The organism is Photobacterium rosenbergii, from assembly GCF_033022775.1.
Lineage (GTDB): Bacteria > Pseudomonadota > Gammaproteobacteria > Enterobacterales > Vibrionaceae > Photobacterium > Photobacterium rosenbergii_A.
The window spans coordinates 806,125-828,442 of sequence record NZ_JAWJZI010000002.1 but is presented as its reverse complement, the minus strand read 5'-3'; the positions used below and the strand labels follow the sequence as shown (position 1 = coordinate 828,442).

At 47.3% G+C, this 22,318-nt stretch carries 16 protein-coding genes; 8 read left to right on the top strand and 8 right to left on the bottom strand.

The annotated features are described in order from the left end of the window. Positions 1–4,353 (top strand): Ig-like domain-containing protein (locus tag R2X38_RS07965; protein ID WP_317521675.1); only part of this gene is annotated, 4,353 nt, incomplete at its 5' end. 75 nt (positions 4,354–4,428) lie between these two features. Here R2X38_RS07965 and R2X38_RS07960 read toward each other — a convergent pair. Next, positions 4,429–5,907 (bottom strand): protein adenylyltransferase SelO, encoded by a 1,479-nt coding sequence (locus R2X38_RS07960; protein ID WP_317521674.1) that lies wholly within the window; start codon positions 5,905–5,907, stop codon positions 4,429–4,431. Positions 5,908–5,980: 73 nt separating this feature from the next. Next, on the bottom strand, positions 5,981–7,339 hold the full coding sequence (locus R2X38_RS07955) for a hypothetical protein (protein WP_317521673.1): 1,359 nt from the start codon (positions 7,337–7,339) through the stop codon (positions 5,981–5,983). Positions 7,340–7,639: 300 nt separating this feature from the next. On the opposite strand from R2X38_RS07955, the gene R2X38_RS07950 reads away from it, so the two are divergent. After that, on the top strand, positions 7,640–8,479 hold the full coding sequence (locus R2X38_RS07950) for a S1 RNA-binding domain-containing protein (RefSeq protein WP_317521672.1): 840 nt from the start codon (positions 7,640–7,642) through the stop codon (positions 8,477–8,479). A 152-nt stretch (positions 8,480–8,631) separates the two neighbouring features. Then, positions 8,632–10,248, top strand: a complete 1,617-nt coding sequence (locus R2X38_RS07945; protein ID WP_317521671.1) for a peptide ABC transporter substrate-binding protein — start codon at positions 8,632–8,634, stop codon at positions 10,246–10,248. A gap of 64 nt (positions 10,249–10,312) precedes the next feature. Here R2X38_RS07945 and R2X38_RS07940 read toward each other — a convergent pair whose 3' ends face one another. The 4 genes from R2X38_RS07940 to moeA form a co-directional block, all read right to left on the bottom strand. Further along, positions 10,313–10,969, bottom strand: a complete 657-nt coding sequence (locus R2X38_RS07940; RefSeq protein WP_317521669.1) for a MarC family protein — start codon at positions 10,967–10,969, stop codon at positions 10,313–10,315. 159 nt (positions 10,970–11,128) lie between these two features. Further along, positions 11,129–11,587, bottom strand: a complete 459-nt coding sequence (locus R2X38_RS07935; protein ID WP_317521668.1) for a CC0125/CC1285 family lipoprotein — start codon at positions 11,585–11,587, stop codon at positions 11,129–11,131. 333 nt (positions 11,588–11,920) lie between these two features. After that, positions 11,921–12,667: a molybdopterin-synthase adenylyltransferase MoeB gene (moeB, locus tag R2X38_RS07930; RefSeq protein ID WP_317521667.1), complete on the bottom strand. Its 747-nt coding sequence runs from the start codon at positions 12,665–12,667 to the stop codon at positions 11,921–11,923. A 70-nt stretch (positions 12,668–12,737) separates the two neighbouring features. Beyond that, entirely contained in the window at positions 12,738–13,970 is a 1,233-nt protein-coding gene (gene moeA, locus R2X38_RS07925) for a molybdopterin molybdotransferase MoeA (protein ID WP_317521666.1), read from the bottom strand. Positions 13,971–14,194: 224 nt separating this feature from the next. Between moeA and folE the strand changes: the two genes are divergently transcribed. Both folE and R2X38_RS07915 read left to right on the top strand, forming a co-directional pair. Then, positions 14,195–14,848 carry a GTP cyclohydrolase I FolE gene (gene folE / locus R2X38_RS07920; RefSeq protein ID WP_187460343.1) on the top strand — a complete coding sequence of 218 codons (654 nt, stop codon included), beginning with the start codon at positions 14,195–14,197 and terminating at the stop codon, positions 14,846–14,848. A gap of 92 nt (positions 14,849–14,940) precedes the next feature. After that, positions 14,941–15,876, top strand: a complete 936-nt coding sequence (locus R2X38_RS07915; RefSeq protein ID WP_317521665.1) for a LysR family transcriptional regulator — start codon at positions 14,941–14,943, stop codon at positions 15,874–15,876. Positions 15,877–15,925: 49 nt separating this feature from the next. On the opposite strand, the gene R2X38_RS07910 is transcribed toward R2X38_RS07915, so the two are convergent. Continuing rightward, on the bottom strand, positions 15,926–16,795 hold the full coding sequence (locus R2X38_RS07910; protein ID WP_317521664.1) for a YjjW family glycine radical enzyme activase: 870 nt from the start codon (positions 16,793–16,795) through the stop codon (positions 15,926–15,928). Then, positions 16,761–18,308: a YjjI family glycine radical enzyme gene (locus R2X38_RS07905; RefSeq protein ID WP_411184832.1), complete on the bottom strand. Its 1,548-nt coding sequence runs from the start codon at positions 18,306–18,308 to the stop codon at positions 16,761–16,763. Before R2X38_RS07905 ends, R2X38_RS07910 begins: the two co-directional genes overlap by 35 nt. A 322-nt stretch (positions 18,309–18,630) precedes the next feature. Here R2X38_RS07905 and R2X38_RS07900 point away from each other — a divergent pair, with 322 nt between their 5' ends. From R2X38_RS07900 to R2X38_RS07890, 3 genes are all read left to right on the top strand, one after another. Next, positions 18,631–20,316: a L,D-transpeptidase family protein gene (locus tag R2X38_RS07900; RefSeq protein ID WP_317521662.1), complete on the top strand. Its 1,686-nt coding sequence runs from the start codon at positions 18,631–18,633 to the stop codon at positions 20,314–20,316. A 40-nt stretch (positions 20,317–20,356) separates the two neighbouring features. After that, positions 20,357–20,620 carry a hypothetical protein gene (locus R2X38_RS07895; RefSeq protein WP_317521661.1) on the top strand — a complete coding sequence of 88 codons (264 nt, stop codon included), beginning with the start codon at positions 20,357–20,359 and terminating at the stop codon, positions 20,618–20,620. A 151-nt stretch (positions 20,621–20,771) separates the two neighbouring features. After that, positions 20,772–22,304, top strand: coding sequence for a phospholipase D family protein (locus tag R2X38_RS07890; protein WP_317521660.1), 1,533 nt, complete (start codon positions 20,772–20,774; stop codon positions 22,302–22,304). Positions 22,305–22,318 lie beyond the last annotated feature (14 nt).

Genomic DNA, 22,318 nt, shown 5'->3' with positions numbered 1-22,318 from the left:
GATAATTTGCCGAGTTGGGCGAGCTTCAACACTGCCAGCGGGCTGCTTTCCGGCACGCCGAGCAATGACGATGTCGGCACTACGACGAACATCGTGATCAAGGTCAGTGATGGTAACGAAACCGCCAGCCTGGCCGCGTTCAACCTGGAGGTGGTCAACGTCAACGACGCGCCGGTTTCTGTTGATGATATTGCGGCGACAAATGAAGATGAGCCGGTACTGATTGACATCCTAAGCAATGATTACGATATCGATCAGAATCTGGTGGTTTCAAGTGTCAGCATCGAAACACAGCCTGCTCATGGTTCTGTCAAGTTTGACTCAGGCACGGGTACAGTGACTTATCAGCCTGAAAATGATTTTAATGGTACCGATACCTTCACCTACAGAGTTAAAGACAGCGATTTAAGTCAATCTGAACTGGCGATGGTCACCATAACAGTCACACCTGTTAATGATGCACCGGTCGCTGCTGCATTTAACGAAAAAACGGCAGAGGACAACCCTCTAGTTCTGGCGGTAAGGATTGCAGCTTCTGACACAGAAGAGGGAACGCCAGCAGGGGAGATCGAAATAGTGGTTCATCCTGAGTACGGTGTAGCTACCGTAGTCGACAGCGCCAATATTCGTTATATGCCTAATGATGATTATTTTGGTCAAGATCAATTGACCTACCGCATCTACGATGAAGCAGGACTCGCATCGGAAAATGCAGAAATCAAGATTTTGGTAGGGGCAATTAACGACCGACCAGTTGCCAAAGATGATGAGGTAACGACATTTGAGGACGAGCCAGTTGATATCGCGATTTTGTCTAACGACAGTGATATCGAAGATGGCAGTGGCGAGGCTGGGTTTGCATCTTCGCAGATCACCCTCATTGACCAAGGCTCTTTGCATATAGGTTCAGTCTCAGTGCTCGCAGATGGAAAGCTAAGGTATGTCCCTGATGCGGATGCCAATGGCACTGAATTGATCTCGTACTCGATTACTGACAGCGATGGTTATGAGTCGTTAGCCGCAACGGTGACTGTTACGATTACTCCTGTAAACGATTCACCTGTTGCTATCGATAACCAAGCTCAATTGCTCGAGGAAGGCACGCTAGAGATTAACGTATTGGGCAATGACTACGATGTCGACGAAGGTGATCAGCTAGACGTTTCATCGGTAGAAATTGTGACAATGCCACAAGGCGGGACGGTCAGTGTTACGTCGACCGGTGCAATACGTTACCAGGGCATTGAGAATTTCTTTGGTGATGACTTATTTAGTTATCAGGTCAAGGACGCTACTGGAGATGTGTCTAACATAGCCATGGTGAATCTGACCGTCATGCCGGTCAATGATGTGCCGATTATCGTTGACGATACCATTACCGAAACCTATACGGAGCAAAATCAGTTTGAACTCGATGTGCTGAGCAATGATGTCGATGTGGATGGTGACGAATTGAGCATTGTCGCGGCCCAGGCCAGCGTGGGAACAGTAACAATCGAGAATAACAAGCTTAATTTTGTTGCACCCGCAGGCTTTACCGGTAATGTTGAAATCAGCTATTTGGTTACTGATGAAAACAGTGAGTTAGTCAGTGCAACGGTTTCTTTAACCATTGAGGGGGATGTTCAGCTAGGTACACCTGTTATCAATGAACCCGATGACGTTGAGGTCAACGCAACAGGACTCTTTACTAAAGTTGATCTCGGTATTGCCTCAGCATTTGATTCTGTGGGTAACCCGCTGAGTGTTTCTTTGGTCGATAATCAGCTTTACTTCCCTCCGGGTAAGAGTATTGCTTATTGGCAAACCAAAGATGCGCAAGGGAATACTGCGGAGGCAAGCCAGCGAGTCATGGTACACCCGTTAGTGTCTATCGAAAAAGACAGAGTGACAGCGGAAGGAAGTCGTCACCAGGTTAAGGTTCACTTAAATGGGGCCTCTCCGAGCTACCCAGTTGTCATACCTTACACCATATCGGGGAGTGTGGATAACAAAGACCACGATCTGGAAGAAGGCAATGTTGTTATTGAAGACGGTGTGGAAGGTTCGATCACGTTTTCGATAGCTGCTGATGGTATCAGTGAAGGCGATGAAGAGCTGATTATCACCTTGGATCAAAGCGTGAATCTTGGTAGCAAGTCGGTATTCCACCTGCTGATCAAAGAGGACAATATTGCACCTCAGCTAGCAGCTACTGTGAGTCAGTCTGGTCAAAATCGCCAGATGATCACCAACAGTGCCGATCTGGTCACAATCAGAACCTCGGTTATTGACGCTAATGTATTGGATAGCCACCAATATAGCTGGGATACGGATGAGCCTTTGATCATTAACCAAAGTGCAAATGAAGAGGAGTTTGTGTTTTCACCGCTGCAGCTTTTGCCTGGGCATTACCGAATCAGCCTGACGGTGATGGATAATGCTTCTGTTCCGGCATCGGTGAAAAAGGACATTTATTTCGAGGTGGTTTCTGAATTGGCTACGCTTGGCGCTAAGGATAGTGATGGCGATTTGATGCCTGACAGCGAAGAGGGCTTTGCCGACAGCGATGATGACGGTATTCCTGATTACCTTGATGCGATCAATGAATGTAACGTCCTCCAAGAGCGTGCTCTTGAGTCGGATAGCTACCTGATCGAGGGGAACCCAGGGGTCTGCTTGCGTAAAGGTGTGAGTGTTGCCGCGAATGCATCGGGAGGAACGCAGTTATTTGATGACGAGGTTGAGCAGGAATTTGGAACCGATACGGAAGCAACCAATATCGGTGGAGTGTTCGATTTCATCGCTTACGGACTACCGACGCCAGGTCAAACCTATCAGGTGGTCTTTCCTCAGCGCCTTCCTATTCCGGCCAATGCCGTTTACCGAAAATACTCGGAGGAGAATGGGTGGTTTGATTTTGTCATAGACAGTAATAACTACTTGTCCTCAGCCGCGGGTGAGGCAGGGTATTGCCCGCCGCCGGGAAGTGAACTTTGGGTTGTTGGCCTTAAGGAGGGAGACTGGTGTGTCCAGCTCACGATAGAAGATGGTGGCCCGAATGATGATGATGGTACGGTAAACGGTAGCATTATGGATCCGGGCGGTGTAGCGGCAAAAGCCAGTGAAAACGTGCTTCCCGTCGCTGAACCTGATACCGCGATAGTGGGTAAGAATGCTTCTGTCATGATTGATGTGTTAGCAAATGACAGTGACGTAGACGGGGATACCCTCAGTATTGTCAATGCGTCGGTTAACTTCGGCCAGGCGGAGATTACTGATGGTCAACTCTATTATACAGCTGAAACGGGCTATCTCGGTGAGGCGCTGATTGACTATAGCATTACAGATAGTCGAGGAGGCACTGCCACTGCGACGGCTACTGTCACGGTTGTCAACAGCCAATCACCGGTTGCGGTGGCAGATGATGCACTAGCCGTCACTCAGGAAACGGTGCTGATCGATGTGCTGGAAAATGACTACGATCCTGATAGCGATCAATTAGCAATACTCGCTGCCAGTGCGGAGCATGGCGAGGTTGTGATTAATAGCAATCAAACCTTGAGTTATCAGTCTGATGCCGGGTTTGAAGGGACAGATACCATCAGTTATCAAATTACAGATACGTTTGGTTTGACGTCGGTGGGAGAGGTGAAGGTTGTCGTCAGCAATGTGCGTTCAACGTATGTTAGTAACTCAGGGGGAGGCAGCATGGGGGTAATAGGGATCGTTATGCTAGTGTTGGTGAGCCTGTTCAAGTGGGGTATTTCGAAGAGGTCTTCACTCTTGCAAATTCTGCCGCTGGCCATATTGCCAATCAGCCTTCAGGCAAGCGCAGATTGGTATTTGGAAGCTGACATTGGCCTTAGCAAAGCCAGGGATGATCTTGATTCAACCCAAGCAGAGATAATCAATATCGAGGATGACGATTTTTACTGGGCACTTGGTTTGGGCTATATGCTTACGCCCGACTGGGATGTCACGGTAAGGTATATTGATCAAGGTAAAGGTTCGGCAACGCTTGTTGGCGGGCTTGCTGTGGATGATGCCGGGCACCAGTCTTTATCGCGTATCACACCGGTGATGGCACAAGGTATCGGTCTTGATACTCGTTATGCATTTTGGCGATATCAGAAAATGTCACTTGCAGGTGTAGTGGGTGCTATGTATTGGAAGGCGGATATAGAGAGCCTTTACCAAGGAAAGAAAATAACCCATGACGACGATGGGGTGGACCCGTATTTGGGCCTCGAGCTGAATTATGCGTTTGCGCCTAAGTGGCAGGTAGGTTTATCGGTAAACCGCTATTTTTTAGAGGCTAATGACGTTGATTCGTTCAGTGTTAAGCTGAAGTACCAGCTTCCCAGTTTCTGATATTATGAACAGTCGAAAATAGTACATTCTGCGGTAAACAATGAAGCCATTTACGAGTAGTAAATGGCTTTTTTATCAAGAGGAGCAGCTAATTTCTAATTTCTTTCCCCATTCTGGTGGACGCTCAGCAAGGTGAGATAACTCTGGGTGTTCATCAAAGGGGGCTTGCAGCACCGTCATGAGTTGTTCGATCATTGCGAAGTCACCTTTTTCTGCGAGCTCGATAGCTTGCTGGGCGAGGTAATTTCTCAAGATAAACTTGGGGTTGGTGGATCGCATCTGATCAAGTCGATCACCGTCTGCACAAGACTCTTTCTCAAGTCGCTGCGAATACATTTCAAGCCATGCTTCTAACGGAGCAATATCTTTGACGATGTTTTCAAACAGGTGGCCTGAAGCTTGAAGCTCATTATGCGGGACTGACGACAACGTTCTGAAGAAGAGGGTGAAGTCGACGCTCTGGGATTTCAGCAAATCAAACATGGCTGAAAAGAGCGGGGTATCTTCTTCGAGTTTCTCCTTGAGGCCAAGTTTAGCGCGCATTTTGGCACTGTATGCCTTTTGCAGGATTGGCTGGTATTGTTCAAGTGCCTGATCAAGCAGCGCTTTATCGAGTAATGGGGTAAGGGCGTAGCCAAGCGCAGAGAGGTTCCACAATGCGATGGCGGGCTGCTGGTTAAATGCGTAACGGCCGGAATAATCGGAATGATTACAGATAAAACCGGGCTCATAGTCATCGAGAAAGCCGAATGGACCGTAATCGAACGTTAGGCCAAGCACGGACATGTTGTCGGTATTCATTACCCCGTGGGCAAACCCCACGGTTTGCCAGTCGGCAATCATCTCGGCGGTTAAACTGACAATTTTGTTGAACATCTGACTATAGCGGCTTGTGTCGTCTTGTTGTGAATCGATGTCAGGAAAATGGTGCTTGATGAGGTAATCGGCCAACGTTTTCAGTTCGTTGTGTTGCTGGGTATAGAAGAAATACTCGAAGTGGCCGAATCGTAAATGGCTCTCTGCAACACGGATAAGGGTTGCCCCCCGCTCAACGGTTTCCCGATACACCGGGGTGTTGCTAGCAAGCACCGCCAGGGCATGGGTGGTCTTGATCCCCAGCCCAGACATTGCGGCGCTGGCTAGGTATTCACGAATAGAAGAACGCAGTACCGCCCGGCCATCGCCTTGACGGGAGTAGGGAGTGAGGCCGGAGCCTTTAAGGTGAATATCCCACTTTTGTCCTGATGAGGTCTGTACTTCTCCCATCAGCAAGCCGCGACCGTCACCCAAGTCGGGATTATACTGTCCAAACTGATGACCGGTGTACTTCATGGCAAGGGGAGACATCGCTGGGTGGTCATCATTACCCGTAAACAGGTCGATAAAGTACTGGGCGTGAGCCTGAGTTGGGTCCAGCTCAAGCATTTCACTGACTTTGGGATTCACACTGACAAGAAATGGGTCATCTAGCGGTTGAGGCTGGATAAAGGTGCCAAAGCTTCTCGGCAGGGCGCTGTAAGTGTTGTTGAAAACAAGCTCGGACAGTTTTTTCATATAGGGATCATCAAAATGGCTTCCCTTTAAGCGTATCAACTACCCGAGAGGTTACAACGGAGAGAGTGTAGGGTTATTCTCCGCTATAGGTCTCAATCGGCTCGATATCGACAATTTTCGAGCGGTTCATGATCACTTTCCAGCGCTGGATCGAGATGGTTTTATCATCTACTTTTTCGCGGGTCACCAAGTTGATCAAGTGGCGCTTTTCTACGGATTCCTTGGAGACTTGCCCGTCTTTCAGCTGGTAGATTTTCTGCGAGCCTTTTTCCATCAAGCGGGTGATGGTGCGCAGATCCAACATAATGGATTCACGGGTTTGCTCATAACCAGTCAGGAACTTGGTCGGAGACATTCGGGTCGTGCTCTTGTAATGCAGTACCGTTTCCTCGTGCTGGGAAACCTTGTGCTTGCGAATCTTTCTAATTTCCTTATCAAGTTCTTTGAAGGCACAGTATTCCATCCACTCAAGCTGACGGCCGATCAACTGGTTTGAGTTCACATCAAAAAACTGCTTGCGCCATTTCGGCTTGCCCTTACGGACCCAGCGCCAAAGAATGGTCTTCAAGTCATCTTTGAAGACTTCGCGCGCGGCATAGATAACCGACAGCACCAAGATGAAGGAAGCGGTGATATCGCCAAGCACCCCTCGGGCTTTGATCAGCATCAGGGTAACAAAAATCATCACAAAGCCTGCCGCAAAGCCGGTGACGATTTTACGGGTGTTCTGGCCAAGCTCGCTGGTTTTTTCCTTCATGGTGACCGGGTATTCAATCAAGCGACGCAAAAGGCGCATCTTGTTCGACATCCGCGTCGGATCTTCCATCGCCTTGGATGAGTTGTAATTATGCTTGATCCGGTGCTCCGACTCTTTTTCGCATACCTCAAGAAGCAAGGATTTTATCTCGCTATAGTCACTGCTGCGAGGGAGGTGGGCAACGAGCTCAAGCAAGCGCTGCTCGGTAAACCAAGACAGGTAGTTATCAACGTTCTCGTAATATTTGAGCAGCTTTTTGTCTGTTGGGATGTTTCGGCGCAGACGTTTTAGGATCCGCATCGTGAGTTGGGCAACTTCTTCGACTTCATCCAGTGAGCGTTCCTCTTTGTCATCGAGAAGCTGCTGGGTGGTTTTCTCGAGTGCCAACGCATACTGGTAAGCATAGAGGCTTAAGCTCAAACGGTATTGTTCAGTCGAGAGCTTTCCACGGCTAGCAAGTCGGCTGTGAACCAATGGCAAATGGTTCACGTCACTGTAATAGGTACGCTTGCCCTGAATGGCATTATGGAAGAATTCATCTTCAGCAATGATATTGCTGTTGAGGCCCAGTTCGCCGGGGACGAAAATAAAGAGATCCAGTTGACGGTTGGTTGTTTCAGGGATGACGTGGGAGATTTTAAGCTTAAGCCCGTCTTTTTTTTCAACTGTGATCACTCTACTACATTACCTCTCAAGGGATGGGGGAACTGGATATGCAACGCTGTAAATCTAGCGTTAACTATTGGAATTAAAATTAATTTTAGATGAATTAGTCACTTAATAGCAGTGATAATTGGTATTTGTGGCTTTATTAGAGTGAAAAGTAAGCAAAAAATGAAAGATAGGTCAGGCGTATTGGGTTAACATCACGTATAATGCGCCGCCTGATGTTACAAAGAAGGCATGGCGGAACAACGCATGCTGCCGGCTGTGAGATAAACAAGCCGTTTTATTTACCCAGAGAGTGTCGAAAGAATGATTAGAATTGGACAATACAACACGCTAGAGGTCGTCAAACTGGTAGATTTTGGCGTATTCCTAGATGGCGGTGAAGACTTTGGCAATATCCTACTGCCTAAAGCTTGTGTTCCTGCTGGCACTGAGCTGGGGGATAAGCTGGAAGTCTTTGTTTATTTCGACTCTGAAGATGACATTATTGCCACTACCAAGCAGCCTTATGCGGTAGTGGGTGACTTTGCCCTGTTACGTGTTGTCGGTATCTGTGGTGTGGGTGCATTCGTTGATTGGGGCCTAGAGAAAGATCTTTTGGTTCCTTTCAGTGAGCAACGCCGCCGCCTTGAAGAAGGCCAGGATATCATGGTGCGTGTCTACACCGACAAAGCTTCAGGCCGTATTGTGGGTTCTACCAAATTCAACCGTTTCTTGGACAAGACACCGGCTAACTATAAAGTGGGTGAGGAAGTGCAGGTGCAGATCGCTGAAATAACCGACTTGGGTTACAAGGCAGTGATCGAAGATAAGCACTGGGGCCTGCTGTTCAAGACTGAATCATTCGGTAAGCTGTTCCCTGGCAAGAAGCTAAAAGCTTACATCAAAGAGATTCGCCCGGACGGTAAGATCAACCTGTCGCTACAAAAAGCAGGCAAGGCCAAGGTTGATGACTTGGCTGATAAAATCCTAACGACGCTTGAGCGCAAGGGCGGTTTCGTGCCTTTGAGTGATAAGTCATCACCAGATGCGATCTTCAAAGAGTTCCGCACCAGTAAAGCGACGTTCAAGAAGACCATCGGTGGCCTTTACAAGAAAGGACTCATTATCATCGAACGTGATGGAATTCGTTTGAACGATAACTAACCAGTAAATGGTTATGATTTTGATTCAAAAGCCGGAGTTTATCTCCGGCTTTTTTGTGAGCGGTAGCATATCAACCAAGTGAATAACTGTGTATGTTAAGAGCGGTTTAACTCTTTTACACCTATTTAATACACAAATTACAAGGATAGATTATGCAAGGAAGTAAGCTAACAGTGATCGCCGCAGCTGTCGCACTGTTAACGGCAAGCCCGACTTGGGCCGCAGATGTTCCCGCCAATGTGTCGTTAGCCAAAATGCAGGAGATAGTTCGTGGTAATGGCGATGAAGTTCCGACGTTAGACCCTTCTTATTCCTCAGATACCTCAAGCGCCCGTGTTATTGCCGATATGTTCGAAGGGCTGGTTACCCAAAGCCCTGATGGCGAAATCATTCCAGCTTTAGCGACTCATTGGGAGCAATCAGAGGACGGTAAAGTCTTCACCTTCCACCTGCGCGATAACATTAAATGGTCAAATGGTGAGCCGATTGTAGCCAGCGACTTCGAATACAGCTTCAAACGAGTGGTCGACCCTAAAACCGGTGCACCTTATGCGTGGTATTACAGTACTGCACATATCTTGAACGCTGATAAAATCAATGAAGGAGAGCTCCCGGTCGATCAGCTTGGTGTAAAAGCGCTTGATGATAAAACCCTTCAGGTTACTCTTGATAAGCCAGTGCCTTACTTCGTGAAGATGATGGTTCACGAGTCGACTTTCCCTGTATACCGCCCAGCCATCGAAGCCCACGGTGATGCTTGGACCAAGCCTGAAAATATTGTCACCAGCAGCGCGTATAAGCTCGCGAACTGGACGCTCAACGAACGTATTGTGTTAGAGCGCAACCCACTATATTGGAACAACGATAAAACAGTGATCAACAAGGTGACGTATTTGCCAATCGCAGATATGACAGCCGAGTACAACCGATTTAGAACCGGCGAAATTCATATCACCTCGTCATTCCCGCTCGAGCAATACAATGCAATTAAAAAGCAGCGCCCGGACGAATTGTTGACCATGCCATCGCTCGGTACTTACTATTACTTGTTCAATGTCAGCAAAGCGCCATTTGATGATCCAAGAGTTCGCAAAGCTTTGGCTTATGCGATTGATCGTGACGTTGTCACTAAGGTGATCCTCGGTCAGGGTCAGGTACCTGCTTATGGCGTCACTCCACCTTCGGTCGATGGCTTTGTACCGCCGAAACTGGCTTGGGGGCAGCTAAACCAGAAAGAGCGAAACCAGAAAGCCAAAGAGCTGCTAGCGGAAGCCGGCTTTGACAAGTCCAACCCACTTTCTTTCGAGTTGGTGTACAACACGTCAGAGTCCCACAAAAAGCTGGCGATTGTGATGTCGTCAATGTGGAACAAGACGCTGGGTGCTAAGGTTGACTTGGCCAACCAAGAGTGGAAGACCTTCTTACAGAAGCTAGGTCAGAAAGACTTTACGGTTGCCCGTTATGCTTGGGTGGGTGATTACAACGAAGCGTCAACTTTCTTGTCGTATTTCGAAAGTACTGGTATGAATTACTCGCGTTGGTCGAGCGATGCGTATGACGAAGCAATGGCGAAAGCGATTCAATCGCCAAGTAATGATGAGCGCAATAGGTATTACCAGCAGGCAGAGAAGGTATTCTCCGAGGAAATGCCAGCCATTCCGCTTTATCACTATACTCGCTCTGTACTGAAGAATGCGAAAGTTGGTGGCTACTCGAAGACTAATGCGGCTGAAGCACGCTATACCCGTGATTTGTATATGATGCAGTAAGGCACTTTGAATTAGAGTTCACTGATATAAAGCCGGGCATTTGTCCGGCTTTATTCGTAGTGAGCTACCTGGGTGCTTGATTCAGCAATTCTCTTGCATCATGTATGCCCTGAATACCCATTTGCATGCCGATCACGGTAAGGATCAAACCCATCAGTCGAGTAACAATACTGATGCCATTCTCTCCAAGCAAGCTCACCAGTTTTTGGCCATAAATAAAGCAAACCAAGCTGATAAGGCAAAGCAGTGCAAAGGCAGAAATGGTAACAGCAATACTTAAAAAACCGCCTGCCGCGGAATAGTTCATTGCCGTGGCAATAGTACCTGGCCCCGCGAGGATAGGAAGAGCAAGCGGTGATATCGCCACGTCCTGTCCATCACTCGGAGGTGTATTTGTACTGCCTCCCTCTGATTGATCACTGTGCATTGAAGAACTGCTGCCTTGCAGCATGTGATAACCCACTAAGAACACCAAGATCCCTCCTGAGATACGCAGCGCGGGTAGGGTGATACCAAAGACTTCGAAAATACCTTTACCAAGCAAACAGAAAGCCGAAACAATGCAAAAGGCAGTAAACAGTGCTTTGAATGCTGTTGCCTTCTGCTGCTGGTGGGTTTGATTGCTGGTTAAGCCGATGAATACAGCAGTGTTAGCGATAGGGTTCATGATCGCAAAGAAACCCATAAAGACGGTTACGCTAACAGTCAGTATATCGTGCATTGGAATGCCCTCTAAGCTTCAGTTTAACTTGTTGTTTTACTGAAGCTTAGTTCGAATGCTGGAGGGGTAAAGAAAGTTGGCAATAAATGAGAGGGGTTTATCATTTTGCAGAAAAGCCGGTGTTTCAGCACCGGCTTGCACATCAAGTTCACTGGCTGTTTAAGACTTCACATCTACATTTTTCAAGATGAAGTTTGACTCATAAACAGGAAGGCTACTTTCAGCGGGCTTCTCGTTCATGCCGATCACCTCAACCATCACCGTGGTTTCTGAAATCGTGCTGCCGATACCGTATAGGAAGTCGCTGCTTGAATAACCGATACCAGAGGAACTACCAGTCTGATCACGGAAGTTCTGCTCACCACGCAGTGCGAAGTAAGGGTAACCGGCACCTTGAGCGAGTTCTGCCGCTTTGTGAAGAAGGTAGTTTCTGGCTAGGGTACGGTCGGTGTTTTCGTTGCCGATGAAGCTGATTTGCCAAGTATCTGGTGCAAGGGGAGTTACTTCAAAACCTTTGCCGAATGACCAGAAAGAGTCACGATCGGTATCATACGGGGTTGCACAACCTGCAAGTAGCAATGCACTCAAACCACACGCGATTAGTCCCATTTTTTTCATTATATGCGCCCTATAAAACACTGTTCATTATGTTTTGGGATAGTAGCACTAATTTAATATTATTCATTGCCCTAATCGGCAATCCATACAAAACCATACATTTGGTGAATGACGAAGTAGTCGACAGTTAAGGTCTGCTTTCATACCGTTTTTGTTGGTATGTTGATTAATAAGGGGATTCCGTTGGGGGGCTTTTTGTATAAACGGGATTAAGAACTTGGGGTGTGTATTGTAGATTGAGTTAACTAACTCAGGATTCCCCCTGTTTTAGATGCTTCGATGCTTGGATGTTTTGGAGCAATAGTAAGGAAGCTTTCGCTTCCTTTTTACGTTTTAGCCACACACGCGGCAATTTGGCTGCTTACCCAGCTTCATTTCCCGCCAGCTCATTGTCATCGCATCTAGCATCAGGATTTTGCCGGTTAGTGATTGTCCCATGTTAGCAGCAACTTTAATGGCTTCCATTGCTTGTACCGCTCCGACAATACCAACTACCGGTGACATGATCCCGGCTTCTACGCAGGTTAGGGCTTGTTGGCCAAATAGCGCACTCAGGCACTGGTAGCAAGGCTCATCGTCTTGGTAGGTATAGACGCTGATCTGGCCTTCCATACGGATGGCAGCACCGGAGATTAACGGGGTTTTGGTATCGAAACACAACCGGTTTAACTGGTTGCGGGTATCCACGTTGTCGCAGCAGTCCAGCACCATATCATGTTGCTCGATAAGGGCTTTCAATGCTTCGTCATCAAGGCGCTTGGCTATAGTTTCAATCACTGTATTTGGATTGATTGTCTGCAGTGCCTGTTTGGCAGAGTCGACCTTTAACATGCCGACCGTGCTGTCGTTGTGCAGAACTTGGCGTTGGAGGTTGGATACCTCAACTTTGTCGTCATCAATCAACGTCAGTTTGCCAACACCAGCCGCAGCAAGGTACTGGGTTGACGCACAACCCAATCCACCAGCACCAAGGATAAGCATGGAAGTGGCTTTTAGCGCTTCTTGGCCGTCAAAATCAAATTGTTTAAGAATAATCTGGCGGTTATAGCGCAGCATTTCTGCGTCGGTAAGTTCTACCACTGTGTATTCCTGTAGGGAGTTCTAAATAGGGAGTGTTGTGTCCGCCAAAAATAGCGGACACAATCATTGATTAATACATGGCGTGGTTGAAAAGCTCGATGGTGACGTCTTCACCCGGCATCACACGACCACGATCTTGCTCGAGTACCACAAAGCAGTTGGCTTGGTGCATTGAGCTAAATGCGCCTGAGCCTTGGTTACCCGTTGTCGCGACCTCAACTTGGCCATCGCTGTTGATTTGGTAAATACCACGTTGGTAATCAGCACGACCAGGACGCTTTTTGAATACCGTTGTTGCTTTGGCCTTCAGGCGCTGCGGTGGCTGGTATTGGCTGTGACCCGACAGTTTGGCGAGCATTGGCTGTACCAATTGGTAAAGCGTTACCATTGCCGAAACTGGGTTGCCTGGAAGGCCACAGAACCAGGTGTTCTTGATAGTACCGAAGGCAAACGGCTTACCTGGCTTCATCGCAATTTTCCAGAAACCGATTTCACCTTGTTCATCTAGGATGTCTTTGGTGTAGTCCGCTTCACCCACGCTAACACCACCGGAGGTAACTAGCACATCAGCCGTTGTGGCTTTATCAAATGCCTCGCGTAGCTTTTCAGGGGAGTCTGGAATAATGCCCAGATCCATCACGTCACAGCCGAATTTTTCCAGTAGAGCACGGATACCATAGCGGTTGCTGTCGTAGATCTGGCCCGCTTCCAATGGCTCGCCAACTGGGCGAAGCTCATCGCCGGTTGAGAAAAATGCGACCACTGGACGGCGGTATACTGGCAAGGTGGCAATACCCAGTGAAGCCAGCAGGGGCATCTCACGAGCTGTAATACGGTTGCCTTTGGCGACAACCACATCTCCCTGATGGACGTCATCACCAATCGGGCGGACGTTGTCACCGTGGGATGCTTTAGCCGTAAAGCGGATGTTGTCGCCGTCGACTTCGGTTTCTTCCTGCATGATAACGGTGTCGGCACCTTCTGGCATTTGGGCACCGGTCATAATGCGGATACATTCGCCTGGTTGGCAAACACCGTCGTAAGGGATACCGGCAAATGACTTACCTGCCATACGCAAGGTATCGGTGTTTGCCAAATCTTCACTACGTAGGGCATAACCGTCCATTGCCGAGTTAGCAAAAGGCGGTACGTTAATTGGCGAGCAAATATCTTCTGCAAGTACCAAGCCCATACCCTCGGAAAGAGAAACTGATGTTACGTCTTTCAGTGGTTCAACTTGGTCAAGAATTTTCGTCAGTGCGGTTTCGACTGGCATTAAGCCCGGAGTGTCACAACATCCCATAATAGGTATCCGTCTATCGTCGTTATAGGTTTTAGTGGGGTAATTATGACAAAAAAAGGTCACTAGCACTAATACCTGACTAGTTTTGTAGTGTAATTTTGATCAATTACGGGTATCCTTCCGTCTCAAAGTTTGCTGGCACTCGTATTTGGGCACGATTTATACATATAAGTTACTAATAGTACTTGATGTTTGCCTTAAGCCCAGCCGGTTGGAGGAAAAGAATGACTGCATTTAGCGAATCTGCATTGAAGGTGCGCCAAGCACTGGTTGAGCGTGGCTTAGAAACCCCGATGACTGACAAGGTGGTAAGCCGCGAAGAGAAGAAGGAAAAAATCGAGTATCACATGCGTGAGATCCTCGAACTTCTTTCACTGGATCTAACCGACGATAGCTTGGTTGAGACTCCCCATCGAATCGCGAAAATGTATGTTGATGAAGTGTTTTCTGGCTTAGATTACGCCAACTTCCCAAAGATCACTGTCATCGAAAACAAGATGAAGTGTGATGAAATGGTTCGTGTGAAAGATATCACCCTGACCAGTACCTGTGAGCACCACTTGGTGACTATCGATGGTACGGCGACCGTTGCCTATATTCCTCGCGGTAAGATCATTGGCCTGTCTAAGATCAACCGTATTGTCCGTTTCTTCGCTCAGCGTCCTCAGGTCCAAGAGCGTATGACCCAGCAAATTCTTGTCGCTCTGCAGACATTACTAGAAAGCGATGATGTGGCGGTGACCATGGACGCTACCCACTACTGTGTGAAAGCTCGTGGTGTTATGGACGCGACCAGCACGACAACAACGACAGCATTGGGTGGCATTTTCAAGCGAAACCCTGCCACTCGTGCCGAATTTCTGAACGGCCTGCGTTAATCTTTATTTGACGCTCATCCAGAATAATTTATTATGAAACAAGCCAGTAGAAAATCTACTGGCTTTTTTGTCTCATCTGGATACTAAGGCTTATGGATTTAATCAAACTGTCTCGAATCAGCATGAAGCATCTCATCACTCTTCACGTGATGCTAGACACGCTCAGTGTCACTGCCAGTGCTGAGCGGCTGTGCCTTAGCCCGTCTTCTGTCAGTAAAACCTTGACCCAATTGCGGGAAAACCTAAATGATGAGCTGTTTTACCGTCATGGTAACCAGCTTGTCGCCACGCCTCTCGCACGGCGTTTAGGGCCGACCGTGCACCAGATGATCAACGAGATGAACCAGATGCTGACGCAGGAAGCTTTTGATCCGGCGTCATATCAAGGGCGTTTTTCGCTGGCGATGCGTGAGAGTACTTTCGAATTATTGGCTGCTAAACTCAGTGCCAGAGTGTTGGAGCAAGCGCCGGGCATGCGATTGGAGATTTGGTCGCGGGACAACATGGGCTTTGATAGCCTTGCCAAAGGTCAGCTGGATTTTATTATCCTACCGCATGACAAGAGCCAGCCACCGAGCACCCAGAATAATCTGGTATGGGAAACCCTGCTGGATGATGAGATGGTGTGCTTGATGAACCCCAACCATCCGCTGGCAGAGAAAGCCCTGACGATTGATGACTATTTGAGCTATGGCCATATCGGCATTACCGATAATGACTTGAATGTGCCGTTTTTCGAGCTTCAGCTCGCCCAGCAACACCAGAAACGCAGAATTGCAGTCAATGTGCCGGATTTTGGTGGCGCGGCATTGATGTGCCATCACAGTGACTTGCTGTTTACCTGTTCGCGCCAGTGGGCGGATGTCGCGCTGCAGGCCAAAGATTTGATCACCAAGCCACTGCCATTCAATTACGGTGAAGTCTCATACAGCCTTGTTTGGCATCAGCCGAGTATGAACGATCCTGCCCAGCGGTGGCTGTATGAGCAAATCATTGCTGTATCGCATGAGTCTGAGTCAAAAGGCTAGGTTTCAAACCTGATTATTTACGCAAAAAGTGTTATCCCATTGGTTCCCGTTAAAGCATGGGTTCCCGGTATAGGGTTTCAATTCCCCTCTGGCGAAGGGCACTCGCTAACGATTCAATTTGCTCTTGGCTACATGCCTTCCATGCCAACGCCTCACCGACCACACCATGATGCTGAAACGCATTGAGCCTAACTGTTGTCCGTTCAGGCAACGAGGCCAAGAAATGGGCTAGGGCATCAATCTCCTGCTCGAAGTCAGTGATCCCCGGAATATGCAGCAAACGAATTTCTTCTAGTTTATCGTGCTGGCTTAGCCAATCTAAGGTTTGCATGACCCTATGATGGCTGCGGCCTGTCAGCCATTGATGGGTCTCTTCCTGCCAGGCTTTCAAATCCACCATGGCACCATCCAATACCGGCAGCAGTTTCTCCCATCCGGTTTGGCTCAGGCTACCATTGGTATCAACCATGCAAGTCAGATGGTGTAGTGCTGGATCGGCCTTGATGGCGCTGAACAACTCAACAATGAAAGGCAGTTGCAGCGTTGCCTCGCCACCGCTAACAGTGACTCCAGATAAAAACAGTTGATGCTTGCGGATAAGTTGCAGTACATCATCAACACCCTTTTGCTGGGTCTTGGGGTTGGACTGGTTCGGGCAAGCTTCCAAGCAGCGATCACAATGGGTACAAAGCTCGGCATTCCACCGAATTTTGCCTTCGCTTATCGATAGTGCATTTGCTGGGCAAGGGGCTACGCAATCCCCGCAATGGTTGCAGTTACCTATGGTGTGCGGGTTATGGCAATTCTTGCACTGGTAGTTACACCCTTGCAGAAAGATGACGAGCCTGTTGCCAGGCCCGTCAACACACGAGAAGTTGAGGATCTTACTGACTGTCGCAGTAGCGCGGCGCTTGCTCATGGCTCACAACTCGTGGTTTGCGATTAAGGATACCTGTGTTCGCTGCAGCTTCTGCACCCAGACCTGTGGTGTTGGTCCGAGAGCCTTGCTCTTTGAACTTGGCAATATCAGACAGTTTGATCATATAACCAGTCACGCGCACTAAATCGTTGGAGTGCACGTTCGCAGTAAATTCGCGGAAGCCAATAGCCAGCGCACCTTTACACAATTGGTACATCGCTTCAGGGTTTGATTTGACGGTTTCATCTATAGTCAAAATATCGCTGATGCCCGATGTGTAGTACTGGTGATGTTCTGCTAGCGCTTGGATATGACTAACCGGATCCGGTTCTGCGCCATATGGGATACGCACACCTGGTGTGACACCGTCATCAAGGCTGATACCACCTTGGGCATGTAGTAGGGCACGACCATGGTAGCCATATTTAACCGGTGTAGATGTGACAATGTCATTCAGGGTTTTGGAAATACGGTGTCCTAGCTCATTAGCGGCTTGCTGGTGGCCGTATTGACCGTCAAGACCCTCTTTTGCAACCAAAATATTAACCGCTTCGGCCATGCCATAAATACCGAACATCGGGGCAAAACGCTCTTCAGCAATCAACCCTTCCTGAATCAAGAAACTGTTAAAGAAACCTGATTCTTCATGTAGGTAAGCGGAGCGAGCTTCAATTAGCTCGTACATTGTTTGGCAGTAGTTCGGCAAGACTGTGCGAAAAAAGTCATCGCTAGAAGAGGCTTTGCCTGCGACTTCTTTAAGGTTCATGCGAACCAAGGTATTGGCGCCACCCGCTAGAGGCAAAGAGTTGTAGCAACTCACGATACCAAAACCGCTGTTGTCATAAGCCTTGGCGTGGACAGGGTAGTTGGCGATATGTGGCTTGCTGCACTCGCAGATATTGTGGCTCGCCTGGCGAAGTAAATCGTCTGGGGTGATCTCAGGATCATACATAAAGGTCAGGTTAGGGGCGACCTGCTTGAGCTCTGCATCCACACGCAAAATAGTCCGGCAGATGACATTGTCGGTCGGGCCAATATTCACATGCATGAAAGCGTCTGGCAGGGTGCGATCTAGCATGATCCAAAACAGGCGCAATTTACGGTAAATGGTTTCTTCGGTTAGACCTTCTGCATATGGCAGTAAGACATCATCGAGCTGGCCGAGGTAGACCGGAATATTGGTGACCGACGGGACATGGTGATAAATGATAGAGAGATGGTTAAGTGCTTCGTCAAAATTCTGTGCAGGTGGCAGTTCAAGATATTCAGAGCCTTGTTTTAGAAACTTGGCGTAATCGGGTAGCACGTAGCGAGGCTTGAAAGGAGCATTGCCTTCAAACATATCACACAAGATGTTGTCTTCTATGGCGGTTTTAACCGACTCCGATATTTCTAGGTAGGGCAGGCTGGCATCTGCTTCCAATGCTAAGTACTGGCTTTTCTGCTTGGGTGAAAGAGTCGGATCTGTGATGATCTGATTGAATTTATCTTGAATGCTCATGTTATTAACCATGTTTGTATTATGGTTAATAACATAAATCGGCATGATTGTTTCTTGAAGTGAAAAGAACTCAAACTTCAATTTCCAAAAAGGAAATCTAGCGGATTTGATCACGAATTTTTTGTTAGTCCTTGTAAGAAAAATAAAGTATGTAATTTGAAGTGCTTAAATAAAAATAAGTCATTTTTTTGTGAAATTAAGCGGTCAAAAAGTTGCTGCTTTGTCAATTTTTTGACTAAAACTTGATATAACAAGGATGGAGCAATACGAATTTGTTTGATGCTGCAATGCAGGAAGCAACAGCAGCTTGGGTTTATCTGATCGGGAATTCGTGATGTTTTGCGCTAATACAAGAAAAAAAATGCCATCAGTAAACATTGCCTTCTTACTAGGCGGTTTTTTATATGTTAATGCCATCAGTGCACAGCCTGTTAACACGGACGTGAGGCTGGATTATTCTTTAATTGACCCTAATGCTATCTATAGCTCACAGCAGATTTGTCCGGACTTGGCCGGTTCAGTGTGCTTTGCCGAATTGACCGAAAAAGTCTATGTAAACAACGGATTCTTACCGGTTTGGGATGATAGCTCGCTGCGTCAAGGTTTATATTCTAAACTCTCTGCTTTGCATCTTTCTGGCTTGTTTTCAGGTGCCAACCAACGCTTGTCAGAGCTAAAAGGGTTAGAAGCCCGTCAGGATAAGCGTGGGTTTGATATTCTTGCCACAGACAGTTATTTCGTTCTTAAAGCCATTGAGCAGAGTATTGAAAACAAGCCAACAATATTATTCCGGCATCAAAATGTACAACCATTGAATCAGAGTGAAATATCTATTTTCACCTCTAGCTATGGCTATTTTGACTTAGAGCAAACGCGATTTTTAAATCAGCTCTATGACGACCTTTTGTTGCCCTCATCAACCAAGACTGCAATTCATCTTGCTGGTTCGTTTAATGACTTGGCGTCTCACGGCTATCAACCACTGAAACGAGGTTTAATCAAGCAAGGACAAGCGATACCTAATGGTCATGCTTTACTTGATGTGTTAAATACTTACGGTGATATTAATATCGATGATTACTTGATTGCTAGGGAGCAACATACGATTTCAAATAGCGGTGTTGTTAACCAAGCAATCCGGCGCTTCCAACTAAGAAATGGCCTCGAGGATGACGGTATCCTTGGCCCCTCTACCTCTAGGCAAATTGCTTTGCCTTATCAAGAGGTCGCTCGTTTAATCGCCTTGAATCATTATCGCAGCCAACTGGGTGCAACCGGTGAGGAACGCCCAAGTATCCGGGTTAATATTCCCGACTACCGATTGCAGATCACCCATAATCAGCAAATCGTTTTTGAGTCAAAAGTCATTGTTGGGCAGACAACGCGGCCAACGAATCTGTTCTCTTCTTCAATGAATATCATGGTGGTCAACCCCCGTTGGAACGTGCCAGAGACCATTAAGAAAAAAGATGTGATCCCCGGTATGAAGGCATCACCAGATTATTTGCAGCAGAAGAACTTGATCATGATCCGCAGCTGGCGGGATCGCACCGAGATCTCTCCAGATATGGTGGAGTGGAGCAACGTCAACCCTCATACATTCCCCTATGAGTTTATGCAAAGGCCAGGCAGGGGGAATGCACTGGGAAACGTGAAATTCCTGATGCCCAATGACTACTCGGTTTACCTGCATGACACACCGACGCGTAGTTTATTTAACAAAGCCAAGCGTAACTTAAGCTCCGGATGTGTACGGGTAGAAAAGGCCGCAGAACTGGCAGAATATGTGTTGGATTACCAGCAGCGCCCAAGCTGGCGTAACTATCAGCAACTTGTTAGTGACGGTTCGACCGATACTATTACGTTACCGCGTAAGCTAGATGTGGATGTAACCTATGTAACCGCCTGGGTTGATGATAATAATCAACTACAATTGCGAGAAGATATTTATGGTTACGATAGGCCAATCAGGCGTCCGGTTAAGCTGAAATACTCTACGGTAAAAAATTACCGGCAATAGAGCCAGATCCCAGTATTCCAGCGCATGGGGGACCAAGGCGATGCTGAGTAACAGAGTAGATGAACTAGTTGAAAGAGCCTTGTTAGAAGGCGATATCAAAGCGAAAGTTGCGATAGAGAAAATCAACCAGAAAGCCAAGCTGGAGGTTGAGGTTCCCCCTTTGGTCCCCCTTTCGCCATCAGAAGAAAAAATGATGTTGGATATCGAAATGCAATCAGAGCGGCTCAAGGAAAAGGCAATAAAAACCGCACGAGTCGTTGCAAGCCTTCCTTTTATTTTGTGTGTGTTCAGTTTTGTTGGTTAGAGAATAAGCGACACTTCCTGCTTATCTCGGACTAGTTGTTTTTACTCATCTTTTATTTCCCTTCTTGGTATACAATTTCTTATGGATTAAGACCTATGTCGCACTAATAAAGCCGTCATGGGATACTCGTAATAAAAAGGAACTCTAATACATGCCACTGCTGCAACGCATAAGCTTTATCATTGTTTTAATCACTTTTCTGCATGGTTGCGCATCCCTGTCTGATGAAGTTAATCACTCTTCAGAGCTACCTGCGGTTCAGCAGGAAACGACTTTATCAACGCTGGCTATCGCCAATCAGCTTGATGATGGTGAGCAGGCGCCTAGCGGTGTTGTGATACAAGATACCGGTTGGGACGCATTGGCACAGCGTTTAGCCCTTATCGAAACTGCTGAGCAAAGCATTGATATTCAGTACTATATTTGGAATTCAGACCGTTCTGGGAGATACCTAGCATCACGTTTGATTGCCGCGGCAAATCGTGGGGTAAAAGTGCGTATCATGCTTGATGATATCAACCTCAATGAAAGAGAAGATATGCTGACAGCGCTCGATGCTCACCCTTTTATAGAAATACGCGTATTTAACCCTATTCCTACTCGGCGTGGTGTTGCTAAGTGGCTCAATGTGTTGGGGGATTTCTCCCGCCTAAATCGCCGGATGCACAATAAGTCTTTCACTGTTGATGGTGCGATGTCTGTTGTTGGTGGACGTAATATTGGTGATGAGTATTTTGATCTTTCCGATGACATTAATTTCCGTGACCGTGATGTGTTGGTTTCGGGGGCGGTGGTCAATGATATTCAATTGAGTTTTGTTGAATACTGGGACAGTCGCTGGTCTTACCCTGTCAGTATGCTTGGTGGGGAGGCTTCTATCGAATTGGCGGATTTAGATCGGATTTATCCGCCGCGTTACAAACACTATCCGGCATTACCAGAAGGGAAAGAAGCTGCTCAGCGTTTTCTTGAGAAGTTGATGAGTGTGAACACTTGGGTCAAAGCCCGTTATGTGGCCGACCAGCCTGTTCCAGATGATGTGGCTAATACCGATAAACCTAAGAGGACGGCAAGGGTGTTGGCGGATTTAGCCTTGCAGTCAAAACAAGAGATTGTTGTGGAATCGGCTTATCTGGTTTTCGATGATGGCCATTTGGATAGTCTCCAAGGCCTAACGAATGATGGTGTTAAGGTAAGTGCATTGACTAACTCTATGGTCTCGAATGACCTTATTACTAATCACTCGGGTTATGCGGGGCGGCGTCAGGGTATGCTCGAACATGGTATGCAGTTGTTTGAGTTAAAACCAGAAACCAAGCTATGTGAGCAATCAACAAAAGATGCTGTTAAATGCGCACCGACAACACCTTATGGTCTGCATTCAAAGTCAGTTGTATTTGATCGGCAAATCGCTGCGGTCGGGTCATTCAACTTTAATTTGCGTTCAACTTATCTCAATACCGAATCTATTCTGGTGATTGATAATGAAAGTATTGCCGATTCACTTGCTGACGATATTGAAGTGGCAATGGAAGAGGAAAACAGTTGGCGTTTGGGTTTAGACGATGGCAATGTCAGGTGGTATTCCGGTACACAAAGCTGGGACAGCGAGCCCGATACAAGCCAGTGGGATCGAGTAAAATCGCGATTTTTACAGCTTTTTCCGATAGAAAAATACCTGTGAGTTAAACTGAACAG